Genomic DNA, 13,777 nt, shown 5'->3' on the forward strand with positions numbered 1-13,777 from the left:
CGGGGTTCCCGCACCGGGCCATTGTGCGTCAAGGGTTCTTCACGCCGCGCATTCCAGGCGATTGCGGCCGTTGCCCTTGGCCGCATAGAGCATGGCATCTGCCGTGCGCATCATCGTCTCGACCTGAGCTCGCTCGGCCGGTGCATGACAGATTCCCGCACTGATCGTGATATGTGTCGGGTGTCCGCCGAGATTGAGTTCGAGCGCGGCAACGGAACGGCGGATCCGATCGACGATGCGGCGCGCGTCGCGCGGTGTCACGTTGGTCAGAACCACCGCGAACTCTTCGCCGCCGACGCGGCCGACGAAGTCTTCGTCGCGCAGACTATCCCGGATAAGGCTCGCACATGTGCGAAGCGCCGCATCACCGGCGGCGTGGCCATGGCGGTCGTTGATGTCCTTGAAATGATCGATATCGAACAGCGCCAAAGCAATCGGCGCTTCCCTGCGCCCTATCAACCGTACCAGTCGGGTTTCGAATGCGCCGCGATTGAGCAGGCCGGACAGGAAATCATGCGCCGCCGTGTGCCGCAGTTCGCCGGCGTATCGCTCGTAGGCTAGCGACAACGCAAAGCCGCCGCTGGACACGGTGTGGAACACCGCGATCAGGAGATGGATCACCAGCAGCGTGTCCTGCGGAAGAAAGTGACCCATCTGAGGGCCCTGAAGCAGGCCTTGTCCGATGCGAAAAGCGAAGGAGGACCCCATCGCGCCATAGGACACCACCAGGCCGATGCGCGAGGGAAGACCATCGTCGCGGTCCCGCCAGAACTCCCAGGCGACGGCGAAGGACAGCGCCGCCAGAACGAGATTGACGATCGTGTAGACGGGTCCATAAGTCCCCGAAAACCACGGCACGAGACAAAGGCAGGCAAAGAACACGCCCGGTGCCCAGACCAGATGCCAGGGCGCGGGACGCGACCCAAACTCCCGCGCCGCCCGCCAGCGCAGTCCGAAGCCGATGACGAGCAGGGTATTGGGCAACATCGCGACGAAGAGCGGCGACAGGTGTCGCTCGAGCACGAACATCACCAGGGCGAGCGCGAGAACCATGTTGGCGCCGAACCATGACATCCAGTACGGTTCCGCGCGATGCGCCCGACGCCCGGCTGTCAGGAAGACCCCCGCCATGATCGCAAGGATCATCGCATTCGCGACGAACAGCGAGGTGCTGTTGATCTCCATCGATGCCCCCTCGATGCTTTTCCACCCTTAAAAGCCCGAGGGACATTCAACACATGAGGGGCTACCAGCCCGTTAGCCAAGGTGGTTAAGCCAAGGCTAAAGTTTTGAGCCTTTCGGGCTCGGAATCGCGCGACTGAAGAGCGAAAGATCCTGGAATCGGCCCAATGTGGCCCCACATGAACGAACAACCGGAGGCAGGCATGGCAGATTTTCGCACCGAGACAGATACGTTCGGGCCCATCGAGGTTTCCGCAGATCATTATTGGGGCGCCCAGACGGAGCGCTCGCGCGGCAATTTCCGTATCGGGACGGAGCGCATGCCACTGCCGCTCATCCACGCACTCGGCATCGTCAAGCAGGCCGCGGCCGAAGTGAACATGGCGCTCGGCAAACTCGACCCGGAACTTGGCGAGGCGATCGTCGCAGCGGCACGGCAAGTCGCTGCGGGCGAGCTGGACGATCACTTCCCGCTGGTGGTCTGGCAGACCGGCTCCGGCACCCAGACCAACATGAATGCCAACGAGGTGATCTCGAACAGAGCGATCGAATCCCTCGGCGGGGTGATGGGGGCGAAGAAGCCGGTCCATCCCAACGACCACGTCAACATGAGCCAGTCGTCCAACGATACCTTCCCGACGGCGATGCATATCGCAACCGTTCTGGAGACCCAGCGCGCACTGCTCCCCGCGCTGGACTCCCTGGCGCATGCACTGGCCGAAAAATCGAGCGCCTTCGAGACGATCGTCAAGATCGGCCGTACGCACACCCAGGATGCGACCCCCCTCACCCTTGGCCAGGAATTTTCCGGCTATCACGCTGCCCTGGTGCGCGCAAAAAGGCAGATCGAAAGCGCGCTTGACGACGTTCTGGCGCTGGCGCAGGGCGGCACGGCGGTCGGCACGGGGCTCAACGCGCCCGAGGGTTTCGACATACAGTTTTCCGATGCCGTCTCCAACATCACCGGCGAGCGGTTCCGCACCGCCGTGAACAAGTTCGAGGCATTGGCCTCGCACGGGGCGCTCACGCATTTCCACGGCGCGCTCGCCGCGCTTGCCGGCGACCTCTTCAAGATTGCCAACGATATCCGCTTCCTGGGCTCCGGCCCGCGTTCCGGCCTTGGTGAATTGTCACTGCCGGAGAACGAGCCCGGCTCCTCGATCATGCCGGGCAAGGTGAATCCAACGCAGGCCGAAGCCCTGACGATGGTGGCGACCCAGATCTTCGGCAACAACGCGGCCGTCCAGTTCGCGGCCAGCCAGGGCCATTTCGAGCTCAACGTCTTCAAGCCGGTGATCGCGCAGAACGTGCTTCAGTCGATCCGGATTCTTGCAGATGCCATGAACTCATTCCGCGAGAACTGCGTCGACGGCATCATCGCAAATGAAGACCACATTGCCGAACTGGTCGGCCGGTCGCTCATGCTGGTGACGGCGCTTGCCCCGACGATCGGATACGACAACGCCGCCGCAATCGCCAAGGCCGCGCACAGGAACGGGACGACGCTGAAGGACGAGGCCATCAAGAGCGGCCACGTCAGCGCCGAGGACTATGACCGTCTGGTGCGGCCGGAGAAGATGGTGCGGCCCGGCTGAAAGCTTAAGACAAGCGGCCGCTACACGGCGTCTGCAAACCGTTGGCGGATGAAATCGACGGACGCGCCTGCCCCTCCTCCAGACCGGGAGCGCACCAGGCAGGCCCGCGAGCGAAGGATCACGCCATCATTGAGGACACGCAGATGGTTCGCCTTGAGCGTCGAGCCGGTGGTCGTGATGTCAACGATGATGTCGGCCTGGCCGGCGGCTGGCGCTCCTTCCGTCGCGCCAAGGCTTTCGACGATCCGGTAGAGCTGGATTCCGTGCTCGGCGGAGAAGAATTCGCGGGTCAAACGCCAGTACTTCGTGGCGATCGACAAGCGGCGCCGATGACGGTGACGGAAGTCCGCGGCGACATCGCCGAGATCGGCCATGGTTTCGACATCGAGCCAGATATCCGGCACGGCGACGACCACATCGGCTTCACCGAAGCCGAGCCGCGTGCAAATCTCGATCTTCCGTTCCGCATCGGCGATCGTCTCGCGCACGAGGTCCTCGCCCGTAATGCCGAAATCGACGCCGCCCGACCCGAGTTCGCGTGCAATTTCGGACGCGGACAGGAAAGCGACCTCGATGTCGTCCCGTTCCTCGACCCGCCCACGATACGATCTGTCGTTGCCGACACTCGTCACGGTCAGTCCGGCGCGTGCGCAGAGCGCGATCGCGTCATCCTTCATGCGTCCCTTGGACGGCAAGGCAAGCGTGACGGTCATTGGCGGCTCCCTCTCAGCGTGCCGATCCGGTCGAGCCAGAGGGAGAAGCCAACCGCTGGAATGGAGCGCGATGCACCGAGCAGGGTCATCATCCTGTCGTAGCGTCCTCCGCCGGCCAGCACGGCATCAGCGGCGGAAATCTCGAAAACGAGCCCGGTGTAGTAATCGAGGGGGCGTCCGAAGGCGGCGCGGTAGTGCATGGCCGAAAGATCCGCATTCTGGTTGGCGAGCGCGGCGACGCGGTGGTCGAATGCGGCGAGCGCGGGCCTGAGATCGAGCCCCGCCGCATCGGCAAAGCCGGCAAGGGCCGAAGGCGCATCGGCAAGTGCGATGTCGATCTGAAGGAACTCGGCAAGGACGGCGAAAGCCTTGCCGTCCAGCCTTGCCTGCGCAAGCCGCGCCTTCTCGATCAGCCGGCCGGCGATGTCCTGCGGGGTGCGGCTCGCATTGGTCGAATAGCCGGTTTCTTCCATGATCCCGGCGATGCGGTCTTCGAGCGCGGCGCGGTCTTCGAGATCGGGTCTTGACCGAGCGTCTTTCTCGTCGTCCGGCGCCCCCTTCGTCAGGTCATTCATGAGCGCGCCAAGTTTCGCCTGGTCCCCGAAAGCGCCAATCAGGCGGCGCTTCCAGCCATCCGGCAGGCCGAGCGCGCTGAGAACCGCTTCGAACACCGTCTGGTCGCCGAGCGTCACTGTGAAAGCGCTGCCGGGAAGCAACTTCGCGACAATCGACAGCGCGTCCGAGACGGCGCGGGCATCGGCGGCCGCGATATCGTCGTCGCCAAGGTCCTCGATGCCGGCCTGGTAGAATTCGCTGGCGCCCGAACGACGCTGGCGGAAGACCTCGCCACAATAGGCATAACGCCGCGGCGTGCCGGAATTGGCCTCGATATGCCCCATGCAAACGGGGATAGTGAACTCCGGACGCAGACAAAGCGCCTCGCCTGTCTCGCTCTCCGTGGTGAATATCCGCCGCCGCAGGTCTTCTCCGGCCATATCGAGAAACGGATCGGCCGGCTGAATGACCGGGATCGTCACCAGTTCCGTGCGCCGCCCCGCAAAATCCTGCAGCAGGTCACCGGTGAAGTCGGGCAGGTTCAATAGCGGCATACCTACTGACCGCCCTTCGCCCGGTCTTCAGCCTGCGCGGCGAGGATTTCGCCGACCTTGGCCACCAGTTCGCTTTCCGGCACGCTGACTTGCGCCGCGCGCGCCTCGCGCCAGGCAACGTTGTCGGTGATTTCGCCGGAAAGCCGCTTGCCCTCGATCAGATCCTTGATCTGGACGACGCCCTGCTGTCGCTCGTCGCCGCCCTGGATGATCGCGACGGGGCAGCCGCGCCGGTCGGCATATTTGAGCTGGTTGCCGAAATTCTTCGGGTTGCCCTGAAACATCTCGGCGCGGATGCCGGCGTTCCTGAGCTCCTGCGTGAAGCGCTGGTATCGACCGAGTGCTTCGATGTCGCGGTCCATCACGGTGACCAGCACAGGAGGCAGCACGGCATCCTGACCGAGCTTGCCGAGGTTCTTCAGCGCCGTCATGAGGCGCGAGACGCCGATGGAAAAGCCCGTCGCCGGCACCGGCTGGCCCATGAAGCGCGAGACAAGCCCATCATAACGCCCGCCGCCGCCGACCGAGCCGAACCGCACGATCTCGCCCTTCTCGTTGGGGATTTCGGCCAGCAGTTCGGCTTCGAAGACGGGGCCGGTGTAGTATTCGAGGCCACGGACGCAGGAGGGGTCGATCCGGATGCGGTCGGATTCGTAGCCAGCCGACGCGAACAATCGATGAATCTGTGCAAGTTCCTCGACGCCCTCTTTCAAATTCGAAATATCAAATGGGTTAATCCCCTGCTTCTCAAATTCAGGAGGAGCACGCCATAGTACTTCCCGCGTCGGCTCCGAAATAACCGGGGCTGCAGTAGGAGAAGGATAAGCAAATGCGGTGTCCGGATCGAGAAAACTGAGAAGCATATCAGCTTGTCCCTCATCCAGCCCTGCGCCCTTCGTAAAATCCCCGCTCTCGTCCTTGCGCCCCGCACCGAGCAGCTGTCGCACGCCTTCGACGCCGAACTTGTCGAGCTTATCGATTGCCCGCAGCACCGTCAGCCGGCGTTCGGCGTTCTCGTCGCCGCCGAGGCCGATCGCCTCCAGCACGCCGTCCAGCACCTTGCGGTTGTTGACGCGGATCACGTAGTCGCCGTGCGCAACGCCCAGCGCTTCCATCACATCGGCCATCATCATGCACATTTCGGCATCCGCCTGGACACCCGGCGCGCCGACCGTATCGGCATCGAACTGCATGAACTGGCGGAAACGGCCCGGCCCCGGCTTTTCGTTGCGGAAGACCCAGCCGGCCCGGTAGGTGCGGTAGGGCAACTGAATGTCGTTGAAATTTTCCGCGACATGGCGGGCGAGCGGCGCGGTGAGATCATAGCGCAGGCTCATCCACAGGTCGTCGTCGTCGGTCAGAGAGAAGACGCCCTCGTTCGGTCGGTCGCTGTCCGGCAGAAACTTGCCGAGCGCATCGGTGTACTCGAACATCGGCGTTTCGACGGGGTCGAAGCCGTAGCGCTCATAGACCGCCCTGATCTTCGCGACCATTTCGTCTGTGGCGCGGATATCGGCGGGCGACCGGTCGGCGAAGCCGCGGGGCAAGCGGGCCTTCAGCTTCTGCGGCTTTTTCTTCTTCTCGGACATGGGAACCTGATGCGGAAAATAGTCGGGGAGACTGTTGCGCCGGTTCCTAATGGATCGCGGCGCCTGCGGCAAGGTTCCCCCTGCCGCAAGGCGCCTAGCCTCCTACTTGAACATGCCCTCACGCAGATTGATGCCGTGCTCGATCCAGGCCTTCATCGCGCACAGCATCTGCATCCAGCCGCCGCAATTGTCGTAGGAGCCCTTGAGGCCTTCCGGGGTCTCGCGCCAGCCTTCCTCGCTGATGGTGACAAGCGTCCGTTCGGCTTCGAGCGGCTCGAAGGTCATGGTGACAACGGTCTTGTAGCCCGCACCGCCCCCGCTGTCGTTCGCATCCCATCTCAGCACGATCTTGCGGTTGTCCTCGACCTGGACAACCTCCACCGGAAAAGCGCCTGGAAAATCAGCGAAATCCCACGTCACCGTCGTCCCGGTCTTCAAACGCCCCTTCGCGCCGCCCGTCGTGAAATAGGCGGATAGGCTGGCGGGGTCGGCGACAGCCTCGAACACATCTTGCACGGGGCGCGCAATGCGCGCCGATACCTTGAACTTCAGTTCCATGGCTCTCTCTCCCTTGTGGTCAGCAATTTAATGTTATAAAAATATAACATGTCAAGAGACGAGAGAGACGACAATATTTTCAAAGCCTTAGCTTCACCGATTCGGCGACGGATCTGCGATGTCTTGAAGGATGACCCGCACACGACCGGTGCGCTTTGCGCACGGTTCGAAGATTTCGACCGGTGCACGGTCATGCAGCATCTCAAGGTGCTGGAAAAGGCGGACCTGATCATCGTTCACCGGCGAGGCCGGGAACGCTGGAACCATCTCAATCCACTGCCGATCAAGGCTATCCACGATCGCTTCATCGGCCCCCACGCCGCAGATGCCGTCGCCCGCCTGGGACGGCTGAAGGAGGAGCTGGAACGCTAGGCCAATGGAAGCGGAGAGAACCGCTTCAGCACGCCGCCGGCTGCTCGTTATATAAGCTGGCGGAGAAATACGGCTGGTTGTATACTCATCGCGTCATCAGTCGGAGTGTGTGCCATGGTCTTCGGAATGACGCCTTTTACATTCTTTCACGTCGCTCTCAGTCTTGTCGGCATCGTCGCGGGACTTGCCGTTGTCGCAGCATGGCTGCGCGACCACCGCCATGAACGTTGGACGGACGTGTTCCTGATCTCGACGCTGGCGACCACCGTCACCGGTTTCATGTTCCCCTTCACCGGCTTCACACCGGCATTGGGGGTCGGCATCGTGTCGGCGCTCGTTCTCGTGGTTGCACTCGTTGCACGTTACGGGTTCCGCCTTTCGAACCACTGGCGGGAAACGTTCATCATCACCTCGCTCGTCGCGCTCTACCTCAACGTCTTCGTCCTGGTCGTTCAGGCCTTCCAGAAGATCGCGGTCTTGAACGCATTGGCCCCGACAGGGACCGAGCAGCCCTTCGCTCTGGTGCAGGGGCTTGTGCTGCTCGGCTTCATATTCGTCGGGTATCTGCTCTTGAGCCGCCACCGGATGGTTCCGGCCTGACGGGACGGGCAAATGCTGCGCGGTCCTTCTCGACGGCTTCGCGAATACAGCAGCCGTCGAGGTGATCGTTGACGAGGCCCATGGCCTGCATGAAGGCATAAACAGTCGTCGGGCCGACGAAGGACCAGCCGCGCTTCTTCAGGTCCTTGGAGATTCGCGTTGACACCTCGGTCGTTGGATTGGCCAGCAGTGTCGCGTGGTCCATGCGTGCGGGACGGGTGTGCGCCGCCGGTTCGTACGCCCAGAAATAGGCGGCCAGCGAACCGAACTCATCGCGCATCTCCAGCGCGCGTGCTGCATTGTTGATCGTCGAAACGATCTTGCCGCGATGGCGCACGATCCCCTTGTCGGCGAGACAGCGTGCCACATCGTCGTCACCGAAGCGGGCGACCTTCTCGAAGTCGAATCCGGCGAACGCGCTGCGAAAGTTCTCGCGCTTCCTCAGGATCGTCAGCCACGACAGGCCCGACTGGAATCCTTCCAGACAGATCTTCTCGAACAGGCGGATGTCGTTGCCGACCGGGCGGCCCCACTCCTCGTCATGGTAGCGCGTATAGTCTTCAAGGTTGCCGTGCCAGAAGCAGCGCGGCCGACCATCCGGTCCGTCGAGAAGTCCGTTCGTCGTCATTTTACCGTTTCCCCACCCACGATCGCCGGATCAACCGCGCGTTAATCCTGTTCGTCAACCGCGCGGTAACCCTGCGCGCAGCTTTGCGCTGCACATGTGCAGCCGATGCGCCGTCTTTACCATTGCTCATCACCCTTTTGCCACCAATGAGCCAAGACGGCGCCACACCTTTGCACCGGCGCCGCTCAGTTGCGGAGTTGTCCGATGATGAAGCAGTCTGCATTCCTTCTATTGGCAATCCTCGGCATTGCGACGATGCCCGCGCATGCCCAGGATCGTTATGCCACGCGACCGCCGGTCGTCCTCAGCCCCGACCTTTCAGCGCCCTGGGTCCAGCAGCTCTATGCGCCCGTGCCGCAAACCCGGGCCGTGCACAGACGCGCTCCCGTGGTATTGCGGCGTGCGCCGGCACAGCCGCCGCGTGCCGTCGTCGTTCAACCGCCTGCCCAAAGGGCCGTGATCGCCGCTCCCGCGCAACGGCCAGCCGCGCCGGAACTGGATCCGGTTTTCCTGCCGCAGCAGGTGGCCTATTCCGGCGGGCATGCCCCCGGCACGGTCGTCATCGATACCAGCCGCAGGTTTCTTTATCTGGTCGGTTCCGACGGCCAGGCGCGACGCTATGGCGTCGGGGTCGGCAAGGAAGGCTTCGGCTGGTCGGGCTCGGAGCGGATCACGCGCAAGGCCGAGTGGCCGGACTGGCGTCCGCCAGCGCAGATGATCGCCCGCGAAAGGGCGAAGGGACGCATTCTTCCGGCTCACATGACGGGCGGGCCGGAGAATCCCCTCGGAGCGCGCGCGCTCTATCTCGGCTCAACGCTCTATCGCATTCACGGCACCAACGCGCCCTGGACAATCGGTCAGGCCGTCTCTTCAGGGTGCATCCGCATGCGAAACGAGGACGTGGTGGATCTCTACGAACGCGTTTCGGTCGGGACAAGAGTCGTCGTTCTGTAACGGTTAAGCACGATTCACGCATTCTGTGGTCGTCACATGAAACTTGATCGCTGTTCGCGCGTTGATGGCCCGAAGAGACGACAAACCAAGGCTGGGGACAAGCCAATGAAACTTTCCGCTACGCGATCATTGTTGGTGGCAGGCGCAGCGTTTGCCGTACTTACGGGAACGTTGCTTTCGACCACCGCACCTGCCGAGGCATTCGTCAGAAGCCTTCAGGCAAGCCCTGAATTTCAGGAATACCGTCCGCCTGCGGCGCGGGGACCGGCTGCCGAATTCGTTCGCACCCAGGTGCGGTTCGAAACCAGCGAGCGGCCCGGCACGATCATCGTCGATACCGCATCGAAGTATCTCTATTTCGTCGAAGGAAACGGCATGGCGACGCGCTACGGCGTTGGCGTCGGCAAGGAAGGCTTCGGCTGGTCGGGTACAGTCAACATCGGCCGCAAGGCCGAATGGCCGGGCTGGACGCCCCCCGCCAGCATGCGCGAACGCGAACGTGCGCGCGGCATCATCCTGCCCGCTTACATGGAAGGCGGCCCGAACAATCCCCTCGGTGCGCGTGCCATGTATCTTTATCGCGGCGGACGGGACACGATCTACCGCATCCACGGGACAAACCAGCCCTGGACGATCGGCCAGAACATGTCGTCGGGTTGCATTCGGATGATGAATGACGACGTGGCCCATCTTTACGAGCGTGCCGGCGTCGGCACCAAGGTCATCGTCACGGCAACCGGCGCCGGAAACCTCTATTCCGATCTCGGCGCCCCGCAGACAGGCATTTTCGGCGGCTGATCGGGTTGCCTATGGCCCGGAGTATTCGCGGTCGTCTGAAATCAGACGGCCGCGATTTCGTTTGACGGTGACGCGAGAAGCTCGCAAAGCATCCGCTCGGCTTCAGCAGCGCGCTCGGCGCGATCAATAAAGCCGCCGCCGAAAATGCGTGCGTCGTTTTCCCTGCTCGAATAGAGCACGCAGGCCTGTCCGGGTGCGATGCCGGTCTCTCCTTCAAGCAGTTCGACGAAAACGCCCTCGTCTGCGACATGTAAGCGTGCCGGCTCGGGTGCACGCGTCGAGCGGACCTTGGCGAAACAGTCGAAGCCGGATCCAGAAATATCCGCCAGTTCGCCATCGCCGAGCCAGTTGACGTCACGCAAATAGAGCCGGCGAGTCTCGAGTGCTTCGCGCGGGCCGACGACAACGCGGCGCGATCGGGCATCGAGGTGGACCACGAACAATGGCTCGCCGGTTGCCACACCAAGACCGCGGCGCTGTCCAATCGTATAATGCAGGATCCCGTCGTGCCGTCCAAGAACGCGACCGTCGACATGCACAATGTCTCCGGCAAGCGCGGCACTGGGCTTGAGCTTGTTGATCACGGCGGAATACTTGCCCTGCGGAACAAAGCAGATGTCCTGGCTGTCGGGCTTTGCCGCGATGGCCAGCCCCATCTCCTCGGCGAGCCTGCGCGTCTGCGCTTTCGACAGCCCGCCTAGCGGAAACCGCAGATAGTCGATCTGGGCCTGTGTGGTGGCGAAGAGAAAGTAGCTTTGGTCGCGCTCGGCATCGACCGGTCGGAACAGTGCACGATGCGGCCCATTCGCTGCAGAGCGAATGTAGTGGCCGGTCGCCAGCGCGTCGGCGCCCAGCTGCCGCGCCGTCTCCAGAAGATCCGCGAACTTGACCGTCTGATTGCAAGAGACGCAGGGAATCGGCGTCTCGCCGGCGACATAGCTGTCCATGAACGGATTGATCACCGCTTCACGAAAGCGCTTCTCGTAGTCAAGAACATAATAGGGAATGTCGAGCGTCTCGGCCACGCGGCGGGCGTCGTCGATATCCTGGCCCGCGCAACATGAGCCGGCGCGCTTCACCGCGGCACCATGATCGTAAAGCTGCAGCGTGATGCCGACGACGTCGTATCCTTCACGCTTCAACATGCCGGCCACAACCGAGGAGTCCACACCTCCGGACATGGCGACGACCACCCGCGTATCGGCGGGGGCCTTGTCGATATCGAGACTGTTCATTGCCGTACCTTGCGTTCAAAGGCGTTCAAGGCGCCAATCAATGCGATGCCGGCATGCGCCGACGGTTGCGCGGTATAGAGCCAGGGGCGCGTTGGCGCAAGGCCGGGCGCGAGCAGGAAAGCAACGCGCGAATCGAGGGCATGGAGAAGTGTTTACACTTCTTAACAAATTGCTTCTTTTAGCTTAGGCAAATTTTAAACGTCGAGGACTAGTCTGCGATCACTAGGTCGTGAGTGTGTGTAGAGAGTCCGAATGACCGAACTGGTAAGACCCCGCGTGAAATATGTCATCGGCCCGGACGGGTCGCCTTTGACGGTTGCCGATCTCCCGCCCGCCAATACACGGCGCTGGGTGATCCGCCGCAAGGCAGAAGTCGTGGCAGCCGTACGCGGCGGCTTGCTGAGCCTCGAAGAGGCTTGCGAGCGTTACACGCTCACCGTGGAAGAGTTCCTTTCCTGGCAGTCCTCGATCAACGATCATGGTCTGGCCGGGCTGCGCACCACCCGCATCCAGCAATATCGCCACTAGGCCCTCATTTTCCTCAGCGATGGCGCGTGTTGCATCGCATCGCTTGATGCGTGCGCGCAATGCGCCGCGCTGAGGGCATTGCCGACATCAAAAGCGACAAGGGAAGGACGAAGGCAGCTCAGGCGTCATCGAGCACGCTCGCGTGCCTTTCCGGTCTTCTCACTGACAGTGACGGGCTTTCAGGTGCATTCCAGACATGGCACCTGTCAGGGGATGGCTGCATCCGCGCGTCGTGGCAAGCGTCAATGCCGGTCGGATGGATAGCGCGCCCTGCCCTTGTTGAGGGCACAGGCACAAGCATAGACAGATCGGCACCTTAGACGGTGCGCGTTCACGGTGGCGGGCAATGCGCCAGCTTCAGCCGGCGCGGCCCATTTTCTGGCTGGCGTCGCGTTCCTCCAGGGCGGCGGCCTTGCCGTGCTCGGCTTCGGCCTCCTCAACGGCAAGCTCGGCAGCTTCCTGCTGAACCTTCAGCTCGCGCAACGATCCTTGAAGATTGTCGGCGCGCTTGCGTGCTGCCTTGGCAAAGGTCGGATAAGCAAAATGCGACGTATCCGTGATGCCGGCCTTGCGTTCCTCGGCGAGGATCTGCTGTTCCAGGTCGGCGCACATACGCTGCAATTCGGCCATCATCATCTCGATCTGCTCGAGCTGACGACGCTTTTCGTTGAGCTGAAAGGCCTTCAGCCGGACAAGGCTCTCACGTGACTTCATGACGCAATACTCTCCGTACGCGCGATCGGCCATGCCGAAGCATGCACGACCGTCCCATTGTGGCATGCGGAGCGGTTCATCCGCCCAAAAAGAACGCCACGTCGACACTTGCCCACAATCCTGACCTGAAACGGTGCCGGACCTTAACAAAAACCTACCGCTGGTAACCTTTCGTTTACGGGCATCGTTAATCATAAGGGCGACCATTTAAGGCTCGGTAAATACGCGTTGCACAATTGCCACCGTTGAAAATTACCGAGTCTGCTGAATCACTTAGCGTTGACGGCTTAAGTTGAAGGGCCGTCGAGTGGAGGAATTTTCCTATGAAAATTCAGTCATCTGGTCATGATTTTTAACAGGGCCGAAAGTGGTTGCCAGCCGGAATCAGAATTTGTTAACCATTTGCTGGCAACGTCGGTCGAGGCAACGACTGGATCCGTATCGTTCGAGAGGCAACTCGGACTTTCGGCGGCGGAAAGGGGATGAATAATGCGGGTTCTTCTGATTGAAGACGACAGCGCCACGGCGCAGAGCATCGAGCTCATGCTCAAATCCGAGAGCTTCAACGTCTACACCACTGATCTGGGTGAAGAAGGCGTCGATCTCGGAAAGCTCTACGACTACGACATCATCCTTCTCGACCTGAACCTACCCGACATGTCGGGCTACGAAGTTCTTCGCACGCTGCGCCTTTCGAAGATCAAGACGCCGATCCTCATCCTCTCCGGCATGGCCGGCATCGAGGACAAGGTGCGTGGTCTCGGCTTCGGCGCCGACGACTACATGACGAAGCCCTTCCACAAGGACGAGCTGGTCGCCCGCATTCATGCCATCGTCCGCCGCTCGAAGGGCCATGCCCAGTCGGTCATCACCACTGGCGATCTGGTCGTCAACCTCGATGCCAAGACCGTGGAAGTCGCTGGCCAGCGCGTGCATCTGACGGGCAAGGAATACCAGATGCTGGAGCTTCTCTCGCTCCGCAAGGGCACCACGCTCACCAAGGAAATGTTCCTGAACCACCTTTATGGTGGCATGGATGAGCCGGAACTCAAGATCATCGACGTCTTCATCTGCAAGCTGCGCAAAAAGCTGGCGACGGCAGCCGGCGGCAAGAACTACATCGAGACCGTCTGGGGCCGCGGATATGTGTTGCGCGAACCCGACGAAAGCGAAGTGCGCGAAATCGCGTAGCATAACGGACA

General features: G+C 61.9%; 15 protein-coding genes. 7 read left to right on the plus strand and 8 right to left on the minus strand.

Translation table 11 applies throughout. The annotated features are described in order from the left end of the window. Positions 1–39: 39 nt before the first annotated feature. Complete coding sequence (locus CN673_RS06110) at positions 40–1,185, minus strand: GGDEF domain-containing protein (protein WP_099865349.1); 1,146 nt, start codon at positions 1,183–1,185, stop codon at positions 40–42. A gap of 200 nt (positions 1,186–1,385) precedes the next feature. Here CN673_RS06110 and fumC point away from each other — a divergent pair, with 200 nt between their 5' ends. After that, on the plus strand, positions 1,386–2,777 hold the full coding sequence (gene fumC / locus CN673_RS06115) for a class II fumarate hydratase (RefSeq protein ID WP_099865627.1): 1,392 nt from the start codon (positions 1,386–1,388) through the stop codon (positions 2,775–2,777). Positions 2,778–2,797: 20 nt separating this feature from the next. Here the strand turns inward: fumC and hisG are convergent, their stop codons facing one another. The 4 genes from hisG to CN673_RS06135 all read right to left on the minus strand — a co-directional run bounded on the left by hisG (position 2,798) and on the right by CN673_RS06135 (position 6,746). Then, positions 2,798–3,490, minus strand: coding sequence for an ATP phosphoribosyltransferase (gene hisG / locus CN673_RS06120; protein ID WP_099865350.1), 693 nt, complete (start codon positions 3,488–3,490; stop codon positions 2,798–2,800). Beyond that, entirely contained in the window at positions 3,487–4,599 is a 1,113-nt protein-coding gene (locus tag CN673_RS06125; RefSeq protein WP_099865351.1) for an ATP phosphoribosyltransferase regulatory subunit, read from the minus strand. The genes hisG and CN673_RS06125 overlap by 4 nt, the downstream gene beginning before the upstream one ends. Positions 4,600–4,601: 2 nt before the next feature. After that, complete coding sequence (gene hisS, locus CN673_RS06130; protein ID WP_099865352.1) at positions 4,602–6,188, minus strand: histidine--tRNA ligase; 1,587 nt, start codon at positions 6,186–6,188, stop codon at positions 4,602–4,604. A gap of 102 nt (positions 6,189–6,290) precedes the next feature. Further along, complete coding sequence (locus CN673_RS06135) at positions 6,291–6,746, minus strand: SRPBCC family protein (RefSeq protein WP_099865353.1); 456 nt, start codon at positions 6,744–6,746, stop codon at positions 6,291–6,293. A gap of 48 nt (positions 6,747–6,794) precedes the next feature. Here CN673_RS06135 and CN673_RS06140 point away from each other — a divergent pair, with 48 nt between their 5' ends. Continuing rightward, positions 6,795–7,118, plus strand: coding sequence for an ArsR/SmtB family transcription factor (locus CN673_RS06140; protein WP_099865354.1), 324 nt, complete (start codon positions 6,795–6,797; stop codon positions 7,116–7,118). A 126-nt stretch (positions 7,119–7,244) separates the two neighbouring features. After that, entirely contained in the window at positions 7,245–7,718 is a 474-nt protein-coding gene (locus CN673_RS06145) for a hypothetical protein (protein ID WP_306456956.1), read from the plus strand. Here CN673_RS06145 and CN673_RS06150 read toward each other — a convergent pair. Further along, a complete protein-coding gene (locus tag CN673_RS06150; RefSeq protein ID WP_099865356.1) occupies positions 7,666–8,346 on the minus strand; it encodes a DNA-3-methyladenine glycosylase I in 681 nt (226 codons plus the stop codon). The genes CN673_RS06145 and CN673_RS06150 overlap by 53 nt on opposite strands. A gap of 204 nt (positions 8,347–8,550) precedes the next feature. Here CN673_RS06150 and CN673_RS06155 point away from each other — a divergent pair, with 204 nt between their 5' ends. Together CN673_RS06155 and CN673_RS06160 are read left to right on the plus strand one after the other, a co-directional pair. Beyond that, the gene (locus tag CN673_RS06155) at positions 8,551–9,300 is read left to right on the plus strand and encodes a L,D-transpeptidase (RefSeq protein ID WP_099865357.1); all 750 of its coding nucleotides are present in this window, start codon (positions 8,551–8,553) and stop codon (positions 9,298–9,300) included. A gap of 105 nt (positions 9,301–9,405) precedes the next feature. Beyond that, positions 9,406–10,098 (plus strand): L,D-transpeptidase, encoded by a 693-nt coding sequence (locus CN673_RS06160; protein ID WP_099865628.1) that lies wholly within the window; start codon positions 9,406–9,408, stop codon positions 10,096–10,098. A gap of 41 nt (positions 10,099–10,139) precedes the next feature. On the opposite strand, the gene mnmA is transcribed toward CN673_RS06160, so the two are convergent. After that, positions 10,140–11,333: a tRNA 2-thiouridine(34) synthase MnmA gene (gene mnmA / locus CN673_RS06165; RefSeq protein WP_099865358.1), complete on the minus strand. Its 1,194-nt coding sequence runs from the start codon at positions 11,331–11,333 to the stop codon at positions 10,140–10,142. A 252-nt stretch (positions 11,334–11,585) separates the two neighbouring features. Between mnmA and sciP the strand changes: the two genes are divergently transcribed. Continuing rightward, complete coding sequence (gene sciP / locus CN673_RS06170) at positions 11,586–11,861, plus strand: CtrA inhibitor SciP (protein ID WP_099865359.1); 276 nt, start codon at positions 11,586–11,588, stop codon at positions 11,859–11,861. Positions 11,862–12,218: 357 nt separating this feature from the next. Here the strand turns inward: sciP and CN673_RS06175 are convergent, their stop codons facing one another. Next, positions 12,219–12,575: a flagellar export protein FliJ gene (locus CN673_RS06175; protein WP_099865360.1), complete on the minus strand. Its 357-nt coding sequence runs from the start codon at positions 12,573–12,575 to the stop codon at positions 12,219–12,221. A gap of 489 nt (positions 12,576–13,064) precedes the next feature. On the opposite strand from CN673_RS06175, the gene ctrA reads away from it, so the two are divergent. Next, positions 13,065–13,766, plus strand: a complete 702-nt coding sequence (gene ctrA, locus CN673_RS06180) for a response regulator transcription factor CtrA (protein WP_099865361.1) — start codon at positions 13,065–13,067, stop codon at positions 13,764–13,766. The last annotated feature ends 11 nt before the right edge of the window (positions 13,767–13,777 follow it).

This window comes from Neopararhizobium haloflavum (assembly GCF_002750855.1).
GTDB lineage: Bacteria > Pseudomonadota > Alphaproteobacteria > Rhizobiales > Rhizobiaceae > Georhizobium > Georhizobium haloflavum.

Bases quoted from the DNA above. Each gene is read 5' to 3' on its own strand.
- CN673_RS06125 (WP_099865351.1), bottom strand. From the start codon at position 4,599: ATGCCGCTATTGAACCTGCCCGACTTCACCGGTGACCTGCTGCAGGAT.
- CN673_RS06175 (WP_099865360.1), bottom strand. From the start codon at position 12,575: ATGAAGTCACGTGAGAGCCTTGTCCGGCTGAAGGCCTTTCAGCTCAAC.
- fumC (WP_099865627.1), top strand. From the start codon at position 1,386: ATGGCAGATTTTCGCACCGAGACAGATACGTTCGGGCCCATCGAGGTT.
- CN673_RS06155 (WP_099865357.1), top strand. From the start codon at position 8,551: ATGATGAAGCAGTCTGCATTCCTTCTATTGGCAATCCTCGGCATTGCG.
- CN673_RS06135 (WP_099865353.1), bottom strand. From the start codon at position 6,746: ATGGAACTGAAGTTCAAGGTATCGGCGCGCATTGCGCGCCCCGTGCAA.
- CN673_RS06150 (WP_099865356.1), bottom strand. From the start codon at position 8,346: ATGACGACGAACGGACTTCTCGACGGACCGGATGGTCGGCCGCGCTGC.
- mnmA (WP_099865358.1), bottom strand. From the start codon at position 11,333: ATGAACAGTCTCGATATCGACAAGGCCCCCGCCGATACGCGGGTGGTC.
- ctrA (WP_099865361.1), top strand. From the start codon at position 13,065: ATGCGGGTTCTTCTGATTGAAGACGACAGCGCCACGGCGCAGAGCATC.
- sciP (WP_099865359.1), top strand. From the start codon at position 11,586: ATGACCGAACTGGTAAGACCCCGCGTGAAATATGTCATCGGCCCGGAC.
- CN673_RS06140 (WP_099865354.1), top strand. From the start codon at position 6,795: ATGTCAAGAGACGAGAGAGACGACAATATTTTCAAAGCCTTAGCTTCA.
- hisS (WP_099865352.1), bottom strand. From the start codon at position 6,188: ATGTCCGAGAAGAAGAAAAAGCCGCAGAAGCTGAAGGCCCGCTTGCCC.
- CN673_RS06160 (WP_099865628.1), top strand. From the start codon at position 9,406: ATGAAACTTTCCGCTACGCGATCATTGTTGGTGGCAGGCGCAGCGTTT.
- CN673_RS06145 (WP_306456956.1), top strand. From the start codon at position 7,245: ATGACGCCTTTTACATTCTTTCACGTCGCTCTCAGTCTTGTCGGCATC.
- CN673_RS06110 (WP_099865349.1), bottom strand. From the start codon at position 1,185: ATGGAGATCAACAGCACCTCGCTGTTCGTCGCGAATGCGATGATCCTT.
- hisG (WP_099865350.1), bottom strand. From the start codon at position 3,490: ATGACCGTCACGCTTGCCTTGCCGTCCAAGGGACGCATGAAGGATGAC.